The sequence below is a fragment of the Mediterraneibacter flintii genome (genome assembly GCF_055387595.1).
On sequence record NZ_AP031405.1, the window covers coordinates 3,133,711 to 3,156,352 of the forward strand.

The window sequence follows — 22,642 nt, forward strand, 5'->3', positions numbered from 1 at the left end:
TTAAGTATTATTATTTACTGTTTCGTCGATTATAACAAAGCATGATTGTAATTACAATTTAAAAATTGTTAAGTTTGTGACTATTTTTACCGATAAGGTTTTACCTCTCTGCTATCTGCTCATTTTACGCAGATTTTCTATAATTTTTTTCTCCATTCTGGATACCTGAACTTGTGAAATTCCTAATATCTTTCCGACATCAGCCTGTGTTTTATCTGCAAAGTAACGCAGATATATCAATTGCCTGTCCTGGCTTTCCAGTGTTTCTAACAGTTGCTTTAAAAGCATTGTATCCAGTATCCTCTCTTCTTTCTGTTCTTTTTCTTCCAGCTTGTCCACCAGGCGGATCTCACTGCCCTCCTTCTGGTGAATCGGACGGTAAAGAGATTCAACCTCTCCCCCTGCTTCCATTGCCTGTACAAGTTCTTCTTTCTCTACCTGCATTTTATCTGCAAGTTCTTCCAGTGTCGGCTCTCTTCCAAGCTTTCCTGTCAATTCTTCTCTCGCCTGAAAGCTTTTATAGGACAATTCCTTTAATGAACGGCTTACTTTAATCATTCCATCGTCTCTTAAAAATCTCTTGATTTCACCAGAAATCATAGGAACAGCATAGGTAGAAAATTTCACATCATAAGATAAATCAAATTTATCAATTGCTTTCAAAAGACCAATACTCCCTATCTGAAACAAGTCTTCTGCTTCTGCACCTCTGCCATGAAACCGTTTCACCACACACCATATCAGGCCGATATTTTCTTCCACCAGCCTTTCCCTCGCTTCTTTATCCCCATCGTGAGATTTTTTAATTAAAGCGATTGTGTGGTCCATGACTCCCTTCCTTTTCCAATAGTTTTTTTCATTTTTACCTTCGTCCCCTGTCCAACCTCTGATTCAACCTCCACACTGTCCATAAATGCTTCCATAAAAGCAAATCCCATACCGGAGCGTTCCAGCTCGGGCTTTGTCGTGTACATAGGCTGCATTGCTTCCTCTACATTCTCGATTCCTTTTCCTGTGTCCTCCACTGTCACACTGATCTGGTTTTCCTCTATCTGACAGAAAATAGAAATTTTATGTATTTCATTTTCATATCCATGAATGATCGCATTTGTCACTGCTTCCGACACAGCCGTTTTTACATCGGAAACCTCCTCCACTGTAGGATTTAACTGCGTCATAAAAGATGCCACTGCCACACGTGCAAATCCCTCATTTGATGAACGGCTGTCAAAAATAATCTCCATTTCATTTGTGTTTTTCATACTTTTTCCTCCTCATATATCTGCATAATTTTTGTCATCCCTGACAAAGTCAGTATTTTACGGATTCTTTTATTTGCATGTACTGCCCATATTTCTCCCCCTATCAGGCAGATTGTCTTATATCTTCCCATGATAACACCGATTCCCGAACTATCCATAAAGTCTGTGTCAGCAAAATCAAATATAATATATTTGATATGATCTTTCTCTATAATCTTATCCGCCTCTCTCTTCATAGCTTCTGCGTTATGATGATCTACCTCTCTTGGCAGATAGATAGTCAGGCAATTCTCCTGCACCTGATACTTCATAATTATACTCCTCCTGTTGGTTCCATTTAAAAAAGAAGGACATGCATCTGTTACATATCCTTCTCTTTCGTAATCTCTCTTTTTATTCTTCCGTACTTCCATCCTCCGATGCCTGCTGCTGCGAAATTGTATCCAGATTTGTCTGCGCCTCCGTCGCCTTATCCGTATCCGGAAATAACTCCGTCAGACGCTTCAAATACGTGATGGCATTGTCGTTGTCCCCATTTCCCATATAGGCAAGTCCAAGATTCAAGAGCGCTCCTCCGTTATCATAGGATTCATCCATCCGCACTACAGCGCTCAGCTGCGTAATTGCATTGTCATAGTTTGCGACCTCCAGAGATGCATTGCCGGCATTGTATTTTATATCACACGCAGTCGGATAAATATTCCCTGTCAGCTCATCATAGCGCGCCTGCCCTGATTCTCCCAAAACCTCTCTGTTTACATTTATCAATGTATCTGCAATCACATCTTCTGAATAACTGCCTGAGTCATACTGTGAGGAGGCTGTCATCAGATTTTCATAGCTTTCCACCGTCTGCGCCGCTGTCTGTGCATCTGCCTCAGCGTCCTCACCGGAAGCCCTATAGTTATCCAATGTTTTCTGCAATGCACTTGCCTGGGATTCCAGAGAATTAATCTGCTCGCTGTATTCTAGTATTTCTTTATTATGTGACTCTGTTTTTGACTGATTTACGGCAGGCGCAATCAAAAACCACACGATAGCAGCTCCAATCGCTGCCCCCACCAGTATATTCATTACAGTAAAATGACCTGCCAGCTCTTTTATCGCAGAATTTTTCGGTTGTATGATCGTTTCATTTCCCAGATGATACTCAACGGTCTCGCCTTTTTTATTTTTCTCTGTCTTTTTGTTTCTTTTTCCCTTGACATTCATCAGCTCATGCATGTAGCGCAGAGTCATCTCGTTGGTTGTATCCAGTTTCCGCGCCGTCTTTAGCACCTGCCGCGCTTTCGCATACTGTTCCGTATGCAGGTAAAGCAGGGCAAGCAACTGATATGCTTTTAAAAAGGACGGGTGGTCGACAACCACCTTTTTCAACTGGATAACCGCCAGGTCTTCTCCATTCTGCGCGCAGTAGGAAAGACACTGGTTATATTTTTTTATCGCCTGGTTTATTGTCTCAAGCTTACTCGCAGAATTCTGTACTTTATTGATAAAATAATTCGCTATATTATCACGAGGCTTTAAATTCTTACTGATGATCCATTCCACAAGCCCCTCTGACACTTCACCTCTGCCATAATAGACAAGCCCCAAAAGATTGCGCGCCGCAATGTTTCCCCGGTTATACTGCAGACTCCTGCGAAGGGATACAACAGCGCCGGACATGTCGCGTATCTGTGCTTTCTTAAGTCCATCATTATACCAGTAATTAGACTGATATATGATTTTCTTCGTATAATCCATTTATACTCACCATAATCTTTCTTTACTTCGTCTGGTCCATTACTTCTCTCAAAAGATCGGTCATATCTGACAAATCCTCCTGGTAAACAGCATCTTCAATATCTTCTACTTCCAGACTCGGCTTGAATTTCTTCAGTTCTTCTTCATAATTCAACATCTCTTAGACCTCCTGCATAAGCTCTTTTATCCTGCCTGCCAGATAAAGAGAACCCAGACAGTAGACAGTCCGTCCCTGGCGATGTTCTCTTATATAGGACACTGCCTGCTTTATATCCTTTTGCATTATGACAGGCTTGTCTGTATACTTCTGAAAAATCTCTTTTAGTATCTCCGGCTGTACTGCCCGTATGTTCTCTATTGCTGTCACCACGTAAAAATCGGCCGGCACCTCCTTACAAAGGATATGTATCATTTCTGTATAATTTTTCTCCTGTACAGCAGAAAATAGAATGATTCTCTCTTTTTCCGCTTCTGATACACTTTTGGCGAACGCTTCTACTGCGCTTGTATTGTGTGCTCCGTCTATATAGAAATCCGGCAGTATCTCTTCCATCCTGCCTGCACGGCAAAGCACCGAAAGCGCCCCTCTCCATCTGTCGGGATGTCCCTTTGCACCAAATAAAAACCGCATGGTTTCCATTGCAAGCATCGCATTTTCTGTCTGATAAATCCCAATATTTTTCAGGCTCCATGTGGTATCTCCATAATACGCATTTGAACAGGAAAATGCAATATGTTTCTTCTTGATTCCTAGAATTTCGTACGCATCTTTCCCTATTTTTTTACACATGCATTTCATTTCGTATGCCTTTTTTTCGATAATCTGGTTACTTTCTGTCTGTCCTTCTGCAAAAAATACCGGAACACCGCTTTTTATAATTCCTGCCTTTTCTGCTGCAATCTCTCTAAGCGTACTGCCTAAATATTCCATATGATCCATTCCGATAGAAGTGATGACAGTTGCAACAGGATATTTTACTACATTCGTCGCATCCAGCCTTCCTCCAAGTCCGGTTTCCAAGACCACATACTCTACGCCGACTCTGGCAAATGCAGTCATTGCCATGCCAAATAAAAACTCAAAAAAAGTAGGGTGCGGCAGTCCGGCTTCTCTCATCTGTTCGACCACTTTTAATATTTCTTCAAAAAGTCTGGCAAACGCATCATCCTCTATTTCACAGCCGTTTATTATAATTCTTTCATTTATTTTTATAAGATGCGGAGAAGTAAACATTCCTACCGTTTTCTTTTCACTTAAAAGCATGGCGTTTAAATACGCACACACAGAGCCTTTTCCATTCGTTCCCGCCACATGCACTACTTTTATATGATCCTGTGGATTTCCCAGGTATGCAAGGAATTGTTCTGTATGTGCAGGTTTATTTTTCTTTGAAAATTTTGGTATATTTAAAATATAATCTGTCGCTTCCTCATATGTCATCTTATTTTTTCGTTTCCTTATCTATAAATGCATTTCGTCCAGTCTCTACGGCATCCGCCTCTTTGGCAACCTCTGTCAGTATTCCATCATTATACTCATATTCCACTGATTCCCTGAAAATTGTATTGCTGGATCCAACCTGAGCCACCTTGATAATATCACCATCCTCTAATTTGGAATCCTTTAGATCGATTCTTGTATTATTTAGGAATGTACCGCTTTGTTTTTCATCATTAATATATACTTTGCTCTGTTTCGTAAAGTTTTCACCATATATGCTGTACGTACCGTCCAGCTGCTCCACTACCTCTGTGATGGCTGCATCTTTGACGCCCATTACCATATGCCCTTCCGTGATAGGACACCCTTTATCTCCATACACGTACTGCTCGCCATAGAGGAGATCATACTGTAGAAGCTCTAAATCGGCCAGATAATTTTTCGTCTGCCTTCTCTCCTGATGATAGTTAAATACTGTGCCAGAATGAATATCCAGGCGTTCAAATACCTCCGCCATAATCTGGTATGCCGCCAGATTCATATCTTTTTTCTCCAGACCGATATTATCCCAAATGACATAATTTGTATTGTACAGATATTTGCTCTTTAAGTCTTTTGCCTCCAGTCCCATTGTCGGAAGATGGTCTCCGTAGAATACCAGTACGGTCGGTTCGTCCCGTTCTTCTACTGCCTCGATCAATTCTCCTGCGAATTTGTCCATCTCATGCACCATGTTGACATAATATTCCCAGGCATTTCGTTCTCCTTCATCTTCTACACCGCTGACTACAATCTCTGGGTTCTCAATCTTTTTCTCCGTTGGATATTCTCCATGTCCCTGCACACTGATTGTAAATACAAAATCCTGTCCTTCTGTCGTGTCCATAGATTCCATGATATTCGGCACCAGAATATCATCTGTCGCCCAGCCATTCGGCGTAGTCTGCAGGATATTCATAAACTCTTTGCTTGTAAAATGATCAAATCCCATATGATTGAATACCTGCGCACGACTATAGAAATTTCCGCCATTGTTGTGCAATGCTTCTGTGCCGTAGCCCAGACTGGTAAGCGCCGTAGCAGCACTCTCTAAAGTCTTCGTCTTGGCATAGGTTTTATAGGGATATTCTCCAGGCCCAAAGAAACGCATACTCATTCCTGTGAGAACCTCAAACTCTGTATTTGCCGTTCCCGCACCTACAGAAGGCGCCTTAAAATATCCGCTGGAATATTCATTGAACATTTTTCTTAAATTTGGAATCGGATCCTCTGAAAACTGCAGCCACTCTACCTCTGTAGGATCAAAGAAGGATTCCAGTTGTACAAACATGATATTGGGAAGCTGTTCTTCGCTCCTCCCTGTCTCATTCTTAGTAATCTCCCTGTCATTACTGATTTCCATCATCGTTTCTTCACTGTATCCTGACGGTTTGGAAATACCTGTATTAAAAATACTCGCCGTAAAGCAATATGGAAAACCATAGTCTTCATAAGCAAATGCAATATTTCCAAAATAATTGGAAACAACTCTCTTATCAATTGCAAAATTTGTCAGAAGCACATAGGCGCCAATCCAAAACACCACGCCCAAAAGCGCTATAAAACGGTGCATTTTACCGGTGTACTGTCCCCCGCGGCGCCACATAGATATGACCCACAGCACCACTGCGGCAATACCGACAATCAAAAGAATCAATTCAAATGTATTAAAATAATTTCCCGTAAGCGACAACGCATCAGAGAGCACCTTCAGATCCTGAGCGTTAAACGGTGTAACCCGTTTTAAAAGCAAGTACCCATTACAGGTTCCTAAAAACAACCAAAATACACTTAAAAGAATACGTGCAAACAGCCTTCTTCTCACCAGATATACAATAGAAAATGTAGCAAAGATTAAAAACGCGTTAAACAGGAATACCTTTGGTGATCCTGTCAGATACTCCCAAGCCTCAAAAAAGGAATGTCTCGAAATTACTTCGATAAAGAAGTTCAATATACATGCAAGTACATAATGAAGCGGCAGAGAAAACCGATCCATCATCCGGTACACAGGCTGCATCTTTTTTGCAAATCTGCTGTTCCGGCGTTCCTCTAATATTTTCTGACGGCGCTCCTTACGTTCCTTCCAATGTCTTTTTATATCCTCTTTTTTCAAATTTCTTATCTTTGAAAAGAATCCTTTTATATCAGGCTTTTTGATATGAATGCGTTTCATGTATACCCTCTTTTCTTTACTTCTTTAATCCTGCCATTCTCTCCTGTACCTGCGTAAGCATCTGCGTATATTTCTCTAATTTTCCGCGTTCTTCTTCCACTTTAGCCTGCGGCGCCTTGCTGACAAATTTCTCGTTTGAGAGCATCCCCTGCGCCCTCTGAATCTCTTTTTTCAGCTTTTCTTCTTCTTTTTCAAGACGCTCTCTCTCCTGCTCAAAGTCCACTAAATCCTCTAAAGGAAGATAGACCGAAGCGTCCGGCACTACAACTGAAACCGCATCGTCAGAAAGTGCCGGCTTTTCTCCTGAAATAAATATCTCCGCCGCGTTCATAAGTGGTTTTACAGAATCTGTAAGGACAGCAAAGCCTTCTGATAGCGCCCTGTCCTCCGTAATAATATATACCTTTGTCTTTCTGTTATTCTCCACATTCATTTCCGCGCGGATATTACGGATACCGCGCACAATTTCTTTCATGTGAGCGACAACTCTCTCTGCTTCTTTGTATGCTCTCTCCTCTGCATAAACCGGCCAGGAAGCCATCATCAGAGAGTCCTCCTCCGGTACAAGCGCAGCATAAATTTCTTCTGTGACAAACGGCATAAACGGGTGCAGCATTTTCAAAGCCTGTCCCAACACGGTCTTTAATGTCCAGAGCGCCGCATTTGCCGCTTTCGGAGCTTCTTCTTTATGATAGATACGGTATTTCGCCATCTCAATGTACCAGTCACAGAACTCATCCCAGATAAAGTCATACACCTTCTGCACAGCAATACCAAGTTCAAACTTGTCCATATTCTCTGTCACGTCTTTTGCCAAGGTGTTGACTGCCGACAGAATCCATTTATCAGCCAGTGTCAGATCTGCCTCTGCGGGTGTTTCCAGGCTTTCATTTTCAATATTCATCAGAATAAACCGAGATGCATTCCACACCTTATTTGCGAAATTTCTGCTCGCCTCTACTCTCTCGGTATAGAAACGCATATCATTGCCAGGGGCGTTTCCTGTAACCAGGGTAAGCCTTAACGCATCTGCCCCGTACTGATCGATAATTTCCAGAGGATCAATTCCATTGCCAAGAGATTTGCTCATTTTACGTCCCAGTGAATCTCTGACAAGCCCATGAATCAGCACTGTATGGAATGGCGATTTCCCTGTATGTGCATACCCAGAAAATACCATGCGGATTACCCAGAAGAAAATAATGTCATACCCTGTCACAAGAACATCTGTCGGATAAAAATAGTCCAGATCTTCTGTCTTTTCAGGCCATCCAAGCGTAGAGAACGGCCACAGCGCAGAGGAAAACCATGTATCCAAAGTATCTTCATCCTGTGTAAAATGTGCGCATCCACAGTGTGGACATTTTTCCGGTACTTCTCTTGCCACTACAAATTCTCCACATTCGTCACAGTAGTACGCCGGAATCCTGTGTCCCCACCAGATCTGTCTGGAAATACACCAGTCTTTAATGTTTTCCAGCCAATGCAGATAGATTTTGTCAAAACGTTCTGGAACAAATTTAAGCTCTCCTGTCTTTAATGCGTTGATCGCAGGCTTCGCCAGTTCCTCCATCTTTACAAACCACTGCTGCTTAATCAGCGGCTCTACTGTCGTACCACAGCGGTCATGTGTACCGACATTGTGAGAATGCGGTTCAATTTTAACAAGATACCCCTGCTCCTCCAGATCTTTTACAATGGCCTTTCTCGCCTCATAGCGTTCCATACCCGCATATTTGCCGCCCTTTTCGTTAATGGTAGCATCATCATTCATAATGTTGATTTCTTCTAAATTATGACGTTTTCCAACTTCAAAGTCATTCGGGTCATGTGCCGGTGTAATCTTAACCGCACCCGTACCAAATTCTTTGTCTACATAATAGTCTGCCACAATCGGAATTTCTTTATTTACAAGCGGCAGAAGAACTTTTTTCCCTACAATGTCTTTATACCTCTCATCATCAGGATGCACTGCAATCGCTGTATCCCCCAGCATAGTTTCCGGCCGGGTCGTCGCGATCTCCAGGAAACGCTCTGTTCCTACAATTGGATATTTAATATGCCAGAAATGTCCTTCCTGCTCTTCATGCTCTACCTCTGCATCGGAAAGAGAAGTCTTACATTTCGGACACCAGTTAATAATTCTGGAGCCTTTATAAATATAACCCTTTTCATACAGGCTGATAAAAACCTCTTCTACTGCTTTGGAGCATCCCTCATCCATCGTGAAACGCTCTCTATCCCAGTCACAGGAGATTCCCAGCTTTTTCAATTGGTTTTCAATCGTACCCGCATATTCTTCCTTCCACTGCCAGGTTCTCTTTAAAAACCCTTCCCTCCCCAGTTCCTTTTTATCAATACCTTCTTCTTTTAATTGGTTTGTAACCTTTACTTCCGTAGAAATTGCAGCGTGATCTGTTCCCGGCACCCAGAGGGCATTATACCCTTCCATTCTCTTATACCGGATCAAAATATCCTGGAGTGTATTGTCCAGGGCATGCCCCATGTGTAATTTCCCAGTAATATTCGGAGGCGGCATCACTGTCGTAAACGGTTTTCTGCTCCGGTCTACTTCTGCATGGAAATACTTGTTCTCGCACCATCTTTCATACAGTTTTTCTTCAATCTCTTTTGGATTATAAGTCTTTGCCAATTCCTTACTCATAATATCCTCCTTATCGCCCTCTCATTTTTTCCATTCTTTGTTACAATTTGTGCTATACCGTACATATATTCAGGCAGACAGAATGTTTTCTTTTTGCATTTCACATAGAATTCACATTTTAAGAAGAACAAAGTGGGCAAGCCCACTTCAACTCCCCTGCCCCTCAATCTTGAGGGGCTTGTCCACTTTGCGCGCCGCCGCAATACCGCAAAGCGGTAAAATTTCCTTATTGCGGCGTGCGCATCCCGCCCGGATGGCTTTTCATATAATAGGAAATTTATCGAAATTTCCTATTATATGAAAAACGCCCTTTACATCTTGTAAAGGGCGAAGAATTCCGCGGTACCACCTTCATTTATATGCATACAGATAATGACATGTGCTCATAAAATCTTCTTTGCCTGTACATTTACCTATTCATACATCTCTTAGTCCTGTAACGTAGACTGCCAACGTGATTTCTTACTGATAGTTTTAAACAAAATGATAAACTATACTGTCGATTCAGAAATCCGGTTCAGAAGCTACTTTCCATCATCCTTTTTCTTAAACTGCCTTCCAGCCTGCGGACAGTCCTCTCTGTAAGAAGTAATGCTGTACTCCTCTTCTTCAGCACCTTTATATTTTAACAAATTGTTAAGTAATAATTAACTAATGCTTATCATATCTTTCCGGCGCTGATTTGTCAAGAAGTTTAGACAATCTTAAGAAAAAGCAAATGAAAATAGACGCTGTCATCTATTCTATATTTTTCATTTTATTGATCATATCTACAATCGAATATCCGTAATTTTCTGCTGTAGCCCATCCGGCACCTTCTGGATTCTCTTTTTGTCCCAGCCATTCTACATACGGCGCTGAACCCTTTTTTACATATTCATATCGGTCGTCTACACATGCCTGTACCAGTGCGTCCTCTGTAGCATATGCCTTTAAATGCTGTATCTGCGCGCGTATCCCTGTTCTTACATCTGGATACGAGTTTCCAGGGACTCCCCTTCCTGTTGTTCCAAGTCCTGCAAAATTAAACTGTTCAATAGAAGCATCCCCTCCATACTGGAGCCATCCCGTTTCTTTCATTGTCTGTACAAACGCCACCTCTGGCCGCACCCCTTCTGCGACCGCTTCGTCATAATACATCTGACAGAATGTTTCAATGCTGTCTGCGCCGCCTTTTCCAAGTGCTTCTGACGGATATTCCTCTCCGGACTCTTCAAAAAAAGAAACCATCTGTTCCACAGTAACCGTACTTTCTCCCATAATTGGGTACTGTCCGTCTGCAATTACTTCCTCCGTCTCCTGGGCTGCATTTTCCTCTGCTTTATCTTTTTTCTCTGCTTCCGAACCCTTTTCTTTCGCGTCCTCTCCCTTTTCTTGCTCCACCTTTGTCTTTGCACTTACCGATTTTTCCTCTATATCTTTTGCAAATATTCCTCTCGCCCCCGCCAAACCAAGAGTGAGAACTAAAAGCAAAGCAAGTCCTGCTTCCAGCCAGAATTTTAATTTTTCGTTATTCCATTTGTCCATATTTTGCATACTCTCCCTGTAAGTCAGCAATATCGACTGAATTTGACGACTTATAAACTCCATTAGAGCTTCCTATTATATACTATATTCCCCTCCCCGTCCAGCCATGCAATAAAGAAATAAAATATAAATTTAACGAAGCAACAAGCAGTGCGAAAAGAACAGGCAAACTCTGTGGCATGCTCGCATGTAAACAGAAGTTTGTCTGCTTCTTTTCATTCGGCGACTGCCGATAGCGAAATGAAGCGTATGCGGAATTGAGCTGGCACTGCGCAAATTGGCAAAAGGGACGTGTGAAAGAGATGCTTTGCATCGTTCGTCAGGGCTTCGCCGAAATTCCTCACTCACGCAAAGCCTCTCTTTCACACTCACACTTTCGCCAGCTTAAGTTTATAATTCATAACGGAAAAAGACGGCTTCACGCTGCTATGCATTTCCAATCGGAAGTAATATAGATACTTCTAATTGGAGGGCTATAACAACGTGAAGCCGTTTTCTTTTTTATGAATTTCAGTTAGGGCGCCACCTTCCTATAAACGAAGGAAAAACTTCTGACCGGGAGTCTGTAGCAGCGAGAAACCGGTTCTGTTCTGTCTGAAATTATAAACTTAAGCTGGCGAAAGTGTAAGTGCAAGAGGGCGTGTGTTGCAAAAGTGAGGAATTTCGGCGAAGCCCTGACGAACGTTGCAATACACGCCCTCTTGCGCGAACCATTTCGTCAATTAAATTTATAATTCTGCTATTATTTTTTGAATGGTTTCTATATCTTCTTCCAGCATTTCTGCTATCTCTTCTGCTGAATAGCCTTTTTGTACTTTCTTTTCTACCAATTCTTTTAATTTTTGTATTAAGCCTTCTCTTAATCCAGAAGCATGTCCTTCTTCACGTGCTTTCTCCTGCTCTAATATCTTTTCTTCCCATGCCTGCATGTACTTCACTCCAATCTTTTCACTGGATTTGATTGCATGGATCCGTTTCTGGATATTATGTATCCTTTCACTGGTACAAGAGGCACTTACCTCCTCTGTGGTATGCTCCATATACCTTAACAGCTCTATCAGTTCTTGTGATACTCCTTCTGTGCGCTGTCCGCGGGTATTTAAAAATATCCGAACAGCGTCGTCCTGCAAGGATAATCCAGGTACTTCTTTACACTGCATCTGGAAGGTATATCGATATAATCCATAACCGAATAAATCAAAAGGGCAGATAAGAATAATGTAGACGGGATTCAGCCTTTGAAATCCCACTTCTCCTGGCTTTAAAAGGTTGGAATCGATGAGCGCCTGATAAAACCGGCTCCGTTTTGGCAGATTCCCTGTATCCTCTCTCTGCACTTCTGTGTTGTATATGCGTTCCTCTTCATCCATTGCCCAGACATCCAGACGGACATACCGGTTCAAGGGATGGGTGCGCTGCTCCTTTTCTGTCTGGGGCAGGAGCTTTAAGACAACCTCCCTTCCCAGAATAATCTCCAACATGTCCCGCATTGTATCTGGGTCATCAGCAGCCTGTGAGAATAAAAAACGATCCAGCAGATTCAAATCCTTCAATGTTTTTTGTTTTTGTTCCATATTTACTTTTCCTCCTTTTATTATAGGGAAAAGCCTTACGGTTTACAACACTTTCCCCTTAAGTTACACAGCATTTGCCGCAAATGATATAGTGCTCTCTGAAAATCAGACGTTAAACACACAAATATATACCTCACCTGCAGTGTAAGTAATAAAACAGATGCTGTCACAGCAGTTTCCTTTGTTTCATTGGGTAAAAATTTAGAATGTCCTGGCAGTTAAATACCAGAAAAACTGATTGTCCATCAGATGAACATAAATAGAATGATACATGTAAATTTTTAGAATGTAGATTCCTTATATAAGAAATAAAGATACTTACCTTTCCCTAATATAGATAGCTAATAGAGAAGGTACTCTTACCTTAACACATCAGAAAACAAACTACAAGAAAAATAAATATAAATTTAACGAAGCAACAAGCAGTGCGAAAAGAACAGGCAAACTCTGTGGCATGCTCGCATGTAAACAGAAGTTTGTCTGCTTCTTTTCATTCGGCGACTGCCGATAGCGAAATGAAGCACATGCGGAATTGAGCTGGAACTGCGGAAATTGACAAAATGCATTTCTGTCTGTTAGAAAAATTTTAATAGAAGGTACGCAAAAAACACTGTATCAGAACACAGGGCAGGATCCGCTTTACCTCATCCGTTCGAGTGGTTCTAAGCACAAAGCATCTGTGTGTCCATTGGAACACGCAGATGCCCTGCGCTAAGAACCAGGCGAACTGTATTCGGAACGCGCCTTGTCAATGCCCTGCTTATCTGACACAGTGTTTTTTGCTGTCACTTCCAGTCAGAAGTTTTTCCCCCGCCATTCGGAAGGCACTTTGTTAGTTAAATTTCTATGAAAAGAAATCGATTTCACGCTGCCGCGAATTCCCAACCAGAAAAATTTGTTTACTTCCGATTGGAAATGTGTAGCAGCGTGAAGCCGATCTCTTCCGCCTGGAACTATAAACTTAAGCTGGCGAAAGTGTAAGCACAAGAGGGCGTGTGTTGCAAAAGTGAGGAATTTCGGCGAAGCCCTGACGAACGTTGCAATACACTCCCTCTTGCGCGGATCGTTTTCGTCAATTAACTTTATAGTCTTCTAATCTAAATGGAATACTTCTTGCAGGTCTACACACACTGGGCTGTTATCTGGATTTGTTTCCATAATATCTGCCATAAAATCCCACCATTTACGGTTGATCGCAGTGTCAGCACTTTTATCCCATTTTTCTAGATCTTCTACTTCAATATATCCATACAAAACCAATGTTTCTTTATCTAGAAATATTGTATAATTTCTGCCGCCGTATTCGTGGATCATATCTTTCATTTCCTGCCACAGTTCATTGTGGCGTTTTTCATACTCCTTTTCCATACCCGGATAAAGTTTCATTTTAAATCCTTTTCTTACCATAATCGTATCCTCCTACTCCTTGTATATTTCTGGTTTTCCGGCAGTAAACATGCACTGCCAGAAAGAGCAGACCAAAACACGGTCTGCTCTTTCTTAGGTTTTCACCTACATTACTCAATACATTTTAATATACATCTTTCCATTCGTCAATGTTGGATGGTTCAAATTTGAACGGAGGTCCAAGAATGATTTCTGTTCCGCCATCACCAGCGTCTGTAATTGTATATTCTCCCATGTCGCCAGCTGTAAATGTTTCACCTTCTGCTCCTGTAATGTCGCCATTAACAAGTGCGATAGATGTATAAGCGCCAAGACGTCCTACATCGATTGGGTTCCACAGATACATATATGGGCAAGAATGAGCATCGTCATCGCCAATGTATTCTGCCATTTCTGAAGGAAGTCCAAGCCCTGTCAGTTTCACATCAGAAGCTTCGTCCTGAAGAACTTTTGCTGCTGCGTTAATACCAACTGTTGTTGGAGCACAGATCAGTTTCAAATCCGGATATTTCTGTAACAGTGCCAATGTCTGGTCTGTAGATTTCTGTGGCTCGTCATCACCATAAGCAACTTCTACAAGCTCCAGTTTAGAATACTTCTCATCTGTCATAACTTCTTTCATAGCTTCAATCCAAGCATTCTGGTTTGCTGCCTGAGATGTAGCAGACAGAATCGCCCACTGTCCTTCTCCACCTGTAATGTCTAATACAGCATCCATCAATGCCTGTCCGATTTCTTTTGTACCAGCCTGGTTAACGAATGTCATACGGCTGTCTGCATTGACCTTAGAATCAAGGCAGGATACTTTAATACCAGCATCCATAGCTTCTTCCAAAGCTGCCTGTAATGCATTTTCATCATTCGCTGCAATAGCAATAGAATCAACGCCTTGAGAAATCAAAGACTGAATAACAGATACCTGAGCATCAGCTGTTGCTGCTTCAGGATGCTTTACGATGCACTCTCCGCCTTCTGCTTCGATTACTTCCTGGAATCCTTCTGCCTCTTTCTCATTATAAGGATTACCAGCAGCTTTTGTTACGATCGCGTATGTTTTCTTTCCGGAATCGTCAGATTTTGCTGCTTCGCCATCTTTGGAATCTCCGCCTGAGCTTCCACAGCCGGCCGCCAGTGTTGCTACCATTGCTGTACACAACAGAGCACTTAATACTTTTTTCTTCATAGGTTTCTTTCCTCCCTTTCTGGAATTTTTTATATCAAACGCACCCCTATTTTGTGCGCTTGGTACCTTATTTTGTATTTGCAGCTTTCTTCTTTACTTTCAGTTCTCCTGCAATGTTCGGAAGCAGTACTGCAAGAATCAACAATGCTCCCAAAATAACCAGAATCAACTGTGGATTCATATTAATCTGTCCAAGTCCGATTCTAAGCATGATAATTACAAATGCAGAGATAATTCCTCCTGCCAGGCGTCCCTTACCGCCTGCTGTAGAAATACCGCCGAATACCGCCATCGCGATTGCATCCATTTCAAACCCATTACCTGTTGTTGTATTTGCTCCGTATAATACAGAAGTTAAGAACAATGCTGCAAGTCCGGACATAAATCCTAATGCAGTATAAATAATCAGGCGAATTCTCTGCACTGGAATTCCTGCATAATACGCGGCAAGTCTGTTAGAGCCAATTGCATATACACTTCTTCCAAATGTTGTCTTAGCAAGTACTACTGCAAATATCACCGCCAAAATTACTACCAAGAAGAAAATATATGGTATAATGCCTACCTTTCCTGCTATCATACGGAACCCATCTGTATTTGTCAGAGAAATAGAACCACCACTTCCAAGAGAAATTTCCGCAATTCCACGGAATATAATCTGTGTTGCCAGTGTTACAATCATTGGCGGAAGTTCTGTAAAATTCGTAAGTACAAGTCCGTTAATCAGGCCACATGCTGTTCCAACCAGGAGACATACAAGCACTACTGCGATAAATGGCATTTCCTTATTACATGCCATACAAGTCATTGTTGCGGAAAGACACACTGTAGCACCTACGGAAATATCAATCTCACCAAGAATCAATACATATGCCATCGGAAGCATGATAAACGCTTCCGCAAGGTATTTTGGCATTTCTCTTAATACATTTTCTAAATGAAAGTTCGGAGAAATAGACCTGCAAAAAATCACCATCAAGATAAATACTACTACCAGCATTCCTTCCCAGCTCAATATATTCTTTCTAATTGCTTTCTCTGGTACATTTGAAATACTTCTACCGGATTTTCCTGCCATGATTACATCTCCCTTCCTTTCAGATTACTTCTGTCCATCGCTCTTTGTGCAAGTACGTTCAGAATAATAACTGCCATAATAATGATACCTTTTACAGTATTCTGTGCAATAGACTCAATTCCTACAAGTGGAAGTGCCTTTGCAATAATCGCAAGAATCAAAGAACCAAGAAATGCTCCAACTACACTCCCGCGTCCTCCCTGCATGCTGACACCGCCGATTACACATGCTGCGATAACATCCATTTCTTTTGCATACAGCATATTAGGCTGTGCAGAGGCATAAATGGAAACTGCAAGAGCGCCGCACAATCCGGAAAGTGTTCCCATCACTGTATATACAAGCACATCAATTCTCTTTGTACTGATACCGGAAATCGCTGCAGCCTCTCTGTTACTTCCTACTGCATATACTTTTCTTCCGACCTTCGTCCATTTCATTACAATAAAGAAAATCACATAAATGATAATCATTACCCAGATTACATTGTTCAGTCCCAGCACCTTGCCAAGTGCAAAATCTTTAAATGTTCCCAAGTTCTCCGCACTTGCCCATTCACTATTACTGATAACGTAAGCAAGACCTCTGTATATGTACATAAAGCCCATCGTAGCAATAATCGGCAAAACCTTTCCATAAGCGATAACAAGACCTGTCACACATCCACAGGCAAGTCCAATGGCAATAGCGATGACAAAAAGAAGCGGTGTACTTGTAACAACTTCATATTTCATCAACATACCTACTATCATACCTGTAAATCCAAGTACAGATGCTACGGAAATATCAATACCTCCAACAAGAAGCACGCCCAACATCCCAAGCGCCATAATCATAATTACCACATTGTTTTTCAACATATCTGTGATAGATTTGAAGGTCATAAATGAAGGACTCTTTGCTGTAATCGCTATGCACAGAATAATCAAAACAATCAAAAGGCTGGCTTCGCGGGAACCTGTGATTTTTTTCAAAATAGATTTATTTTCTTTCATCTTTCCCTCTTCCTCCTTACTTTGATTTTTCCATTGCAAGCTCAAGAATACCTTCCTGAGATGCTTCTTCTCTATTCAACTCACCAGTTACTTTCCCATTACACATAACGACGATTCTGTCGCTCATGCCAAGGATCTCCGGCATTTCAGAAGAAATCAGAATGATTCCGTATCCCTGTTTTGCCAAATCTCCCATGATCTGATATATTTCTGCTTTTGCACCAACATCGACACCCTTAGTTGGTTCGTCCATGATAACAACTTTCATTTCCTGTCCGAGTGCTTTGGCAACTACTACTTTCTGCTGGTTACCACCGGAAAGTGAAGACGCAGGATCAAAAATTGTAACTGCCTTTGTATCTACCTCTTCCAAAAGCTTCTTTGCAATATCCCGTTCTTTCTTATTGTCATTAAAACCTGCTTTCGCATATTTTCCCATTGTAGGAAGCGTAACATTCTGTCCCAGCCCCCAGCTTAAAATCAATCCTTCTTTTTGCCGATCCTCTGGAAGCAGGATAATTCCTTTGCGCATCGCATCAACTGGTTTTTTGATATGTACTTGTTTTCCTTCCAGATATACTTTGCCGCTGTCTGGTTTTGTAATACCACAGACGCTTTCTACTACCTCTGTACGTCCGGCGCCTACCAGACCTGTAAGTCCTACGATTTCCCCTGCATGTACATTAAAGGATACATTTTTATAAAAGCCGGTTCTGGATAAATCCTCCACGCGAAGCACTTCTGCCCCTATCTGCACATCCGGCTTCGGGAACAAATCACTGATTTCACGACCAACCATCGCTTTAATCAAATCTGCATTTGTAATTCCGTCTACATCGTATGTCCCAATGTACTGTGAGTCTCGGAATACTGTTACTCTGTCTGCCAGACGGTACATATCTTCAAATCGGTGAGAAATGAAGATGATAGACACGCCCTCTTCTTTCAATTTATCTACAATCTTGTATAACTTCTCTGACTCATTCTTTGTCAAAGCTGCTGTCGGCTCATCCAAAATAATAATTTTTGCATTCATGGAAAGCGCTTTTGCTATCTCCACCATCTGCTGATGTGCCACGCTTAAGGCTCCCATCTCAGCCGTTGGCTTGAACTCGGCATCCAACTGTGCTAAAAGCTCTGCAGCTCTTTTATTCATTTCTCTCCACTGAATCATTCCTGACTTTATCACTTCATGTCCCATGAATATGTTTTCAGCTACTGTCAAATCTGGATAAGAAGTCGGATGCTGGTATACGGCTGCAATTCCTGCGGCCTGTGCATCTCTTGGTCCCTTAAAGTCTACTTTTTTGCCCTCCAGGAACATCTCTCCTTCTTCTGCTTTATGTACACCGGTAATAACCTTGATAAATGTAGATTTTCCTGCTCCGTTCTCACCCATCAGTGCGTGAACTTCGCCCGGTTTAAGCTGGAAGTGCACATTGTCCAATGCTTTTACACCTGGAAATATTTTCGTGATACCCTTTAATTCCAAAATATAATCAGACACGGTTTTCTCCTCCCTTTTGTTTATGTATATAGTTTACCATCTGTCCTTTTTTTCTAAAATGGCAAAATATTTCGATTTCGGGTAATTTATTTTTGATTTTTCCAATTTATTTACATATTGCAATTTATTCTAATTTTGATAGAATGAAAAAAGACACTTGATTTTATTTCTATATAAATAGGAAGAAACAGTTTTAGGAGAACAGTTTTATGAAATTATTGATTGCAGATGATGAGGAATTAACCAGGGCAGGGCTTATCTCTTCTATAGACTGGGATGCTCTGGGCGTAGAGCAAATTTTTCAGGCAGATGACGGGTTAAAGGCATTACAGATTGCCACTGTCCACAAGCCGGACATTATCCTCTCTGATATCCGTATGCCTCGCCTGTCTGGCATTGAAATGGCAGAAGAGGTTGAAAAAATTCTGCCTGATACCAGCCTGATATTTATGAGTGGATATTCTGACAAAGAATATTTAAAGGCTGCCATAAAATTAAAAGCAGTAAACTATGTAGAAAAGCCGTTGAATCCTGATGAAATTAAAGAGGCTGTCCAAGAAGCCTGCAAGCAACGCCAGGAAAAATTAAGAACCAGACAAAATGAAGCCCTTTATTCTCTGGAAACCTTCTCTCATCTTGCATTTTTACTTACCAGACCCTATAAAGACAATGAATCGGAAATCCTTTCTCTGGCAGATGAACTTTCTCTGCGCTTAAAACCTGGCTGCAGTTTTACTACCTATATTATTAAGACCAAGTCTGCAGATATAGCTTCTGGAATTTTAAAAGAGCTGCGCGAAGATTTAGATGATTTTTTACATCATTATCATCTCTGCGCATTTTATATAAGAATGCATGCAGTTCATCATGTATTTCATATCAAAGGGGAAGCCGCACCTTCCGCTACTGCTTTTGCCGCTGTAGAAAACTACATGAAGGAAAAATTTTCTGAATTCGGCAGTTTCTTTATTGTAAAAGGAGAGACTGTCACAGGTATCTCCCGAGTATACCAATCTTACACCAGTGCAGTCATTACCCTGCAAAGCAGCTTTTTCTTCTCCTCCGGAACCATATTAAAAGCACGAAAAAAGGAAGAGCTTTCACCGGAAAATACAAAAAACATGCTTCCTTCAGAATTTATGCAGTCTTTTTCAGAAGTCCTTCTTTCAAAAGATAAAACTGTATGTACTGCCCTGTTAGAACAGCTATATCATCTTTACTATCAGAATTTGAGCATACTGCCTAATCAGGTAAAGGATACATATTATAAGCTTTTTATGATTTTAAATGACTGCCGTCAAAAAATGAAGCTATCCTCTGCACGTAAAAATGCTGGTACAGAACAAAGTATTCTAACCTATCTGGAAGGGTGCTTTTCGTATCAGGAGCTCCATCAAAATCTTCAGGATACATTAGAAGATTATTTTCACTCTGCCAATACCTACGAACCGGAGGATTCTACTATTTTTCTGATAAAAGACTACATTAGTAAGCATTATGCAAAGGAAAGCTTATCCATCAAAGAGATAGGGGATCATGTTTTTTTATCTGCCTCTTATGTCTGCACGTATTTTAAAACACAGACTGGTCAGACTTTAAATCAGTATCTTACCGAATATCGGATGGAAAAGGCAATGCAACTTTTGGGTGATGCCCGTTATCAGATTGCGGATATTTCTTCGAAAGTAGGTTACAGCAACGGCAATTATTTCAGTAAGAGTTTTAAAAAATTTACAGGGCTATCCCCTTCAAAATACAGGGAGAAAATACTTGGATGAAAACAAAGCAACGACGAATCATCAAATTTTATAAAAATTTACGTTTACAGTCTAAACTTACTATCACACATCTCGTAATCGTAATCCTTCCTATGGTTGTACTCGGCATCTTTTCCTACACCCGTATGTATGACATGATTGTTTCAGATACAATCAGAAAGGAGCAGTCTGCCTCTACCCAGACTGCTCCTTTAATTGAAGATACTGTAGATGTAATTTTAGATGCCCACCAGCAGATTACAGATTTGGAATTTTACCGTATCATTACAGGATCGTATTCTTCAAGTTCTCTGTCTTCTATGCTGTCTTCCTCCGCCAGACAGAATTTTGAAAATACAGTGGCACAACTGAAATCTTCTGAACTTGTTACAGACGTAAGATTCTATCTGGAAGTTCCCAAGGATGAACCTATTCTTTCTAGAGATCCCAAAAACTCTATCCTGCTTTCTCTGGAAAAAGCACGTGGAACATATTGGTACGGTATTTTCGAAGGTTCCCCCTCTACTTCGGCCCTTTTTTGTCCTTCTTTTTATTTAAGTCCTTATGAAATCAACCATTATGGGGATATGGCATATATTACAGAATCTACAATGATGTATGAAGGAGAAATGCGTTCCTGTTATCTCGCTATTTACTTTTCTAATGAGCATCTTACAGAACTGCTGAAAAATAACTTAAATTCCAATGATAATGTGGCTTATATTATTAATGCCCGCGACAGTCTTGTAGCAACTACCAACAGTTCTATGTCCTCCATTTATCATTTTGATTACAATGTTGTTGAAGATTCTTTTATGTCCTCCAACAACTTTATTACCAAAAATGTACTGGGTGAAGAAGTATATGCAGGCTTTTACAGTATCAAAAATACAGACTGGTATATGGTTGTAGCCATGCCGGCCACTCCCCTTATCCATAAAAGTCTGGGGATGATTATTGGCTTTTTCCTGATTTATGGTGCCTGCATTGTCGCAGCGTTTTTGATTGCCACACTGCTCTCTCACTCTATATCAAACCGCCTTTCTCTTGTTATCAACCAGATGGCACAGTCCCGTATCGGCCCGCCTGTTGCTCTGCCGGCTCCGGAAACGCAGGATGAGATCGGGGATCTGATTGACACATACAACTATATGTCCCGTGTCATCAATGAGCTTATGGATCGGCAGGCACAGGCGGCAGAGGATTTGCGCGTAGCAGAGTTTAATTCCTTGCAATCACAGATTAACCCACATTTTCTTTATAATACGATGGATATGATCAACTGGCTCTCACAGCAGGGGAGATCAAATGAAGTTACTACGGCAATCCAGAAGCTCTCCCGTTTTTATAAACTGACCTTGAGCAGGAAAAAGAGCTTAAGTACTATCGCCGATGAAGTCGAACACGCCTCTATTTATGTGCAGCTTCAAAATATGCGTTTCCATGATATGATTGACTTTCTCGTTGATATTCCCGATGTGCTGATGGAATACACGATTCCAAAGCTTACTTTCCAGCCAGTTATCGAAAATAGTATATTGCACGGTATTTTAGAAAAAGAAGAAAAACAAGGAACGATTGTTTTGACTGGATGGATAGAGGGCAGCACCATTGTAATTTTGATTTCAGATGATGGCATCGGAATTTCGAAAGAGCGTCTGGACTCTATATTGACAGGCAACGGGGCTTCTTCTAAGTCCTCTGGAAGCAATATTGCAATCTATAATACACACAAACGGCTTCAGCTTCTCTACGGGCCTGACTATGGACTTAAGTATTCCAGTACTCCTGGTGAAGGAACGGAGGTAGAGATACGTATTCCTGCGCGTCTCCCTGAAGAGGAAAAGGAGACTTCTCCGGCTTCCTCTGCCTCCAGCGTAATAAAAGAAAGTCATTTTATCCAGGCGCTCCACCTTCTGTCACGCCCTGACGTTACAATTCAGGAGGTCGCTAAAGAATGTGGATACGACAACCTGCAGCAGTTCTATTCCGAATTCGAGCAGCGCTTCGGATATACACCGGAAGAATACCGCACGCATATTATGTAATTTAAAGTATCAGTTCAGCCATACAGTGTGAGGGAAGCCAAAAACATGCTTGCATGTTTTTGCGAGCATACATCTGTATGAGCTGAACTGATACAATTTTAATGAAGCGGCATACAGTGCACATTCGCGCGCCAAAGCGCGGCTGTGTCAGCAGCCATTTTCCATTTACGCACAGTGTGTATCCTTAAAGAGGGGCTGTCGCACTAGTGTGCTTTATTTCACATCATTTAGTGCGAC

At 41.4% G+C, this 22,642-nt stretch carries 17 protein-coding genes and 1 other annotated feature; of the genes, 2 read left to right on the plus strand and 15 right to left on the minus strand.

The window, feature by feature from the left end; all coding sequences use genetic code 11:
• Positions 1 to 111: 111 nt before the first annotated feature.
• From sigF to ACZ5C4_RS15100, 15 genes are all read right to left on the minus strand, one after another.
• The gene (gene sigF / locus ACZ5C4_RS15030) at positions 112 to 828 is read right to left on the minus strand and encodes an RNA polymerase sporulation sigma factor SigF (protein ID WP_186877175.1); all 717 of its coding nucleotides are present in this window, start codon (positions 826 to 828) and stop codon (positions 112 to 114) included.
• Positions 807 to 1,262: an anti-sigma F factor gene (gene spoIIAB, locus ACZ5C4_RS15035; protein ID WP_464521723.1), complete on the minus strand. Its 456-nt coding sequence runs from the start codon at positions 1,260 to 1,262 to the stop codon at positions 807 to 809. The genes sigF and spoIIAB overlap by 22 nt, the downstream gene beginning before the upstream one ends.
• A complete protein-coding gene (locus ACZ5C4_RS15040; RefSeq protein ID WP_186877213.1) occupies positions 1,259 to 1,573 on the minus strand; it encodes an STAS domain-containing protein in 315 nt (104 codons plus the stop codon). Before ACZ5C4_RS15040 ends, spoIIAB begins: the two co-directional genes overlap by 4 nt.
• An 82-nt stretch (positions 1,574 to 1,655) precedes the next feature.
• Positions 1,656 to 3,008: a tetratricopeptide repeat protein gene (locus tag ACZ5C4_RS15045; protein ID WP_464521724.1), complete on the minus strand. Its 1,353-nt coding sequence runs from the start codon at positions 3,006 to 3,008 to the stop codon at positions 1,656 to 1,658.
• Positions 3,009 to 3,030: 22 nt separating this feature from the next.
• Positions 3,031 to 3,165, minus strand: a complete 135-nt coding sequence (locus ACZ5C4_RS15050; protein WP_279287382.1) for a hypothetical protein — start codon at positions 3,163 to 3,165, stop codon at positions 3,031 to 3,033.
• Positions 3,166 to 3,168: 3 nt separating this feature from the next.
• Positions 3,169 to 4,449: a bifunctional folylpolyglutamate synthase/dihydrofolate synthase gene (locus ACZ5C4_RS15055; RefSeq protein ID WP_464521725.1), complete on the minus strand. Its 1,281-nt coding sequence runs from the start codon at positions 4,447 to 4,449 to the stop codon at positions 3,169 to 3,171.
• Position 4,450: 1 nt separating this feature from the next.
• On the minus strand, positions 4,451 to 6,664 hold the full coding sequence (locus ACZ5C4_RS15060; RefSeq protein WP_464521726.1) for an LTA synthase family protein: 2,214 nt from the start codon (positions 6,662 to 6,664) through the stop codon (positions 4,451 to 4,453).
• 16 nt (positions 6,665 to 6,680) lie between these two features.
• Positions 6,681 to 9,329, minus strand: coding sequence for a valine--tRNA ligase (locus tag ACZ5C4_RS15065; protein WP_464521727.1), 2,649 nt, complete (start codon positions 9,327 to 9,329; stop codon positions 6,681 to 6,683).
• Positions 9,330 to 9,649: 320 nt separating this feature from the next.
• Positions 9,650 to 9,951 (minus strand) — a binding site (T-box leader).
• 116 nt (positions 9,952 to 10,067) lie between these two features.
• Positions 10,068 to 10,856, minus strand: coding sequence for a glucosaminidase domain-containing protein (locus ACZ5C4_RS15070; protein ID WP_464522359.1), 789 nt, complete (start codon positions 10,854 to 10,856; stop codon positions 10,068 to 10,070).
• Positions 10,857 to 11,584: 728 nt separating this feature from the next.
• The gene (locus ACZ5C4_RS15075) at positions 11,585 to 12,430 is read right to left on the minus strand and encodes an Rpn family recombination-promoting nuclease/putative transposase (protein WP_464521728.1); all 846 of its coding nucleotides are present in this window, start codon (positions 12,428 to 12,430) and stop codon (positions 11,585 to 11,587) included.
• A gap of 1,092 nt (positions 12,431 to 13,522) precedes the next feature.
• Positions 13,523 to 13,837 (minus strand): L-rhamnose mutarotase, encoded by a 315-nt coding sequence (rhaM, locus tag ACZ5C4_RS15080; RefSeq protein WP_464521729.1) that lies wholly within the window; start codon positions 13,835 to 13,837, stop codon positions 13,523 to 13,525.
• A 124-nt stretch (positions 13,838 to 13,961) separates the two neighbouring features.
• A complete protein-coding gene (locus ACZ5C4_RS15085; RefSeq protein WP_464521730.1) occupies positions 13,962 to 15,020 on the minus strand; it encodes a rhamnose ABC transporter substrate-binding protein in 1,059 nt (352 codons plus the stop codon).
• A 67-nt stretch (positions 15,021 to 15,087) separates the two neighbouring features.
• Entirely contained in the window at positions 15,088 to 16,098 is a 1,011-nt protein-coding gene (locus ACZ5C4_RS15090; protein ID WP_464521731.1) for an ABC transporter permease, read from the minus strand.
• A 2-nt stretch (positions 16,099 to 16,100) separates the two neighbouring features.
• Positions 16,101 to 17,093, minus strand: a complete 993-nt coding sequence (locus tag ACZ5C4_RS15095; protein WP_464521732.1) for an ABC transporter permease — start codon at positions 17,091 to 17,093, stop codon at positions 16,101 to 16,103.
• A 16-nt stretch (positions 17,094 to 17,109) separates the two neighbouring features.
• Positions 17,110 to 18,600, minus strand: coding sequence for a sugar ABC transporter ATP-binding protein (locus ACZ5C4_RS15100; RefSeq protein ID WP_464521733.1), 1,491 nt, complete (start codon positions 18,598 to 18,600; stop codon positions 17,110 to 17,112).
• 209 nt (positions 18,601 to 18,809) lie between these two features.
• On the opposite strand from ACZ5C4_RS15100, the gene ACZ5C4_RS15105 reads away from it, so the two are divergent.
• Together ACZ5C4_RS15105 and ACZ5C4_RS15110 are read left to right on the plus strand one after the other, a co-directional pair.
• Positions 18,810 to 20,378 carry a response regulator transcription factor gene (locus ACZ5C4_RS15105; protein ID WP_464521734.1) on the plus strand — a complete coding sequence of 523 codons (1,569 nt, stop codon included), beginning with the start codon at positions 18,810 to 18,812 and terminating at the stop codon, positions 20,376 to 20,378.
• On the plus strand, positions 20,375 to 22,405 hold the full coding sequence (locus ACZ5C4_RS15110) for a histidine kinase (protein ID WP_464521735.1): 2,031 nt from the start codon (positions 20,375 to 20,377) through the stop codon (positions 22,403 to 22,405). The genes ACZ5C4_RS15105 and ACZ5C4_RS15110 overlap by 4 nt, the downstream gene beginning before the upstream one ends.
• Positions 22,406 to 22,642: the final 237 nt, after the last annotated feature.